General features: G+C 47.1%; 2 rRNA genes. Both read left to right on the top strand.

The features are described 5' to 3' along the window. Positions 1 to 128: 128 nt before the first annotated feature. A 23S ribosomal RNA gene (locus WH267_RS25010) occupies positions 129 to 2,886 on the top strand. A gap of 144 nt (positions 2,887 to 3,030) precedes the next feature. After that, positions 3,031 to 3,138, top strand: a 5S ribosomal RNA gene (rrf, locus tag WH267_RS25005). Positions 3,139 to 3,188 lie beyond the last annotated feature (50 nt).

Raw genomic sequence — 3,188 nt, 5'->3', positions numbered from 1 at the left:
ATTAAGATCATTGACATTAACGGTAAAGACATCACAAAGAGATAACCGAGCACTTTCGAGTGCCGAGTTTATAAAAATATCGATAAATTAAATTTTATCAAAAAATACTGAACTAATTTAATATTAGGAAAGAAATCGTTAAGGGCGTATGGCGGATGCCTAGGCTTTCAGAGGCGACGAAGGACGTGGTAAGCTGCGAAAAGCTGCGGGGATTGGCACACACGAATTGATCCGCAGATGTCCGAATGGGGCAACCCGGCTGGTTGAAGACCAGTCACCTCGTAAGAGGAGCAAACCCGGAGAACTGAAACATCTAAGTACCCGGAGGAAAAGAAATCGAAGAGATTCCGTAAGTAGTGGCGAGCGAAAGCGGATTAGCCCAAAAGCTAATTTATGTTTAATAGAATGTTCTGGAAAGAACAGCCGTAGAGGGTGATAGCCCCGTATATGAAAGGCATATTTAAGTGATAAATGAGTAGGGCGGGACACGTGAAATCCTGTCTGAATATGGGGGGACCATCCTCCAAGGCTAAATACTCCTGAAAGACCGATAGTGAACAAGTACTGTGAAGGAAAGGTGAAAAGCACTTCGAATAGAAGGGTGAAATAGAACCTGAAACCGTACGCCTACAAGCGGTCGGAGCACCTATATGGTGTGACGGCGTGCCTTTTGCATAATGAGCCTACGAGTTAATTTTACTAGCGAGGTTAAGGTATTAAGTACCGGAGCCGGAGCGAAAGCGAGTCTGAATAGGGCGTATAGTTAGTAGGATTAGACGCGAAACCTTGTGATCTACCCATGGGCAGGTTGAAGCTCTGGTAACACAGAGTGGAGGACCGAACCGGTTGACGTTGAAAAGTCTTCGGATGACCTGTGGGTAGGGGTGAAAGGCCAATCAAACTGGGAGATAGCTCGTACTCTCCGAAATGCATTTAGGTGCAGCGTCGTATATAAGTTTATTAGAGGTAGAGCTACTGATTGGATGCGGGGGAGTCAAATCCTACCAATTCCTGACAAACTCCGAATGCTAATAAATGTTCTACGGCAGTGAGGGCATGGGTGCTAAGGTCCATGTCCGAGAGGGAAAGAACCCAGACCAACAGCTAAGGTCCCAAAATATATGTTAAGTTGAAGCAACGCGGTTGGACTGCATTGACAGCTAGGATGTTGGCTTGGAAGCAGCCATTCATTTAAAGAGTGCGTAACAGCTCACTAGTCGAGCGGTCCGGCATGGATAATAATCGGGCATAAACATATTACCGAAGCTATGGATTTGTATTTTAGATACATCTGGTAGGAGAGCATTCTATTTGCGCCGAAGCAGTACTGTGAGGTATTGTGGAGCGGATAGAAAAGAAAATGTAGGCATAAGTAACGATAAAGCGGGCGAGAAACCCGCTCACCGAAAGACTAAGGTTTCCTCAGCCATGCTAATCAGCTGAGGGTTAGTCGGGACCTAACGCGAACCCGAACGGGGAAGTGGATGGACAATGGGTTAATATTCCCATACTTGCTCACACTAAAAAGGGGACGGAGTGCCGTACTTACTGGAGACTGACGGAATAGTCAAGGCCTAGCCTTCGGGCGAAGCTGCTGTAGGGAAAGTGCTTCCAAGAAAAGCCGAAGTGAAGCAACCCGTACCAAAACCGACACAGGTAGTCGAGGAGAGAATCCTAAGGTGCTAGAGTGAATCATGGTTAAGGAACTAGGCAAAATAGTCTCGTAACTTCGGGAGAAGAGACGCCATCAGCAATGGTGGCCGCAGTAAAGAGGCCCAGGCGACTGTTTATCAAAAACACAGGACTCTGCAAAATCGAAAGATGCAGTATAGGGTCTGACACCTGCCCGGTGCTGGAAGGTTAAGGAAGGTGCTTAGGGTTAAACCGAAGGCATTGACTGAAGCCCCAGTAAACGGCGGCCGTAACTATAACGGTCCTAAGGTAGCGAAATTCCTTGTCGGGTAAGTTCCGACCTGCACGAATGGTGTAACGATCTGGGCACTGTCTCAACCATGAGCTCTGTGAAATTGTAGTATCGGTGAAGATGCCGATTACCCGCAATGGGACGAAAAGACCCTGTGAACCTTTACTATAACTTCGTATTGACTTTGAGTAAGTAATGTGTAGGATAGGTGGGAGGCTTTGAAGCTTGCACGCTAGTGTAGGTGGAGCCAACGTTGAAATACCACCCTTTACTTACTTGGAGCCTAACTTCTTTTAGAAGGACATTGCGTGGTGGGTAGTTTGACTGGGGTGGTCGCCTCCAAAAGAGTAACGGAGGCTTTCAAAGGTACCCTCAGCACGCTTGGTAACCGTGCGTAGAGTGTAATGGCATAAGGGTGCTTGACTGTGAGACCTACAAGTCGATCAGGTGCGAAAGCAGGACATAGTGATCCGGTGGTTCCGTATGGAAGGGCCATCGCTCATAGGATAAAAGGTACTCCGGGGATAACAGGCTAGTCTCCCCCAAGAGCTCACATCGACGGGGAGGTTCGGCACCTCGATGTCGGCTCGTCACATCCTGGGGCTGGAGAAGGTCCCAAGGGTTGGGCTGTTCGCCCATTAAAGTGGCACGCGAGCTGGGTTCAGAACGTCGTGAGACAGTTCGGTCTCTATCTATTGCGGGCGTTAGATGTTTGAGAGGGCTTGATTCTAGTACGAGAGGACCGAATTGAACAAACCTCTGGTGTATCAGTTGTACCGCCAGGTGCACTGCTGAGTAGCTACGTTTGGAAGAGATAAGCACTGAAGGCATATAAGTGCGAAACTCGCCTCAAGATGAGACATCTTTTAAGGGTCGTTGGAGATGACGACGTTGATAGGCTACAGGTGTAAAGACAGTAATGTCATAGCCGAGTAGTACTAATTACCCGTAGATTTATAGCCTGATATGGCGCACGGAAGTGCAGCAAGGTTAGCTCTTTGTGAAAGTTTTTATCGCTTAAAACAGATGTCAGATATAAGACATCAGATATAAGACTTTAAGTCTGAAATCTGAAATCTATCCTCTGATATCTTATATACAACCTTTAGGGTGGTTTTAGCGGTGGGGCTCACCTGTTCCCATTCCGAACACAGAAGTTAAGCCCACCAGCGCCGATGGTACTGCTAACGCGGGAGAGTAGGCCGCCGCCAGTTTTTATTTTATTTTTAAAAATCCTTTATCGAAAGATAAAGGATTTTTTTTT

The organism is Chryseobacterium sp. MYb328 (assembly GCF_037572595.1).
Classification (GTDB): Bacteria; Bacteroidota; Bacteroidia; order Flavobacteriales; family Weeksellaceae; genus Chryseobacterium; species Chryseobacterium pennae.
The sequence above is the reverse complement of the archived record's forward strand: the minus strand, read 5'-3'. Positions and strand labels throughout refer to the sequence as shown.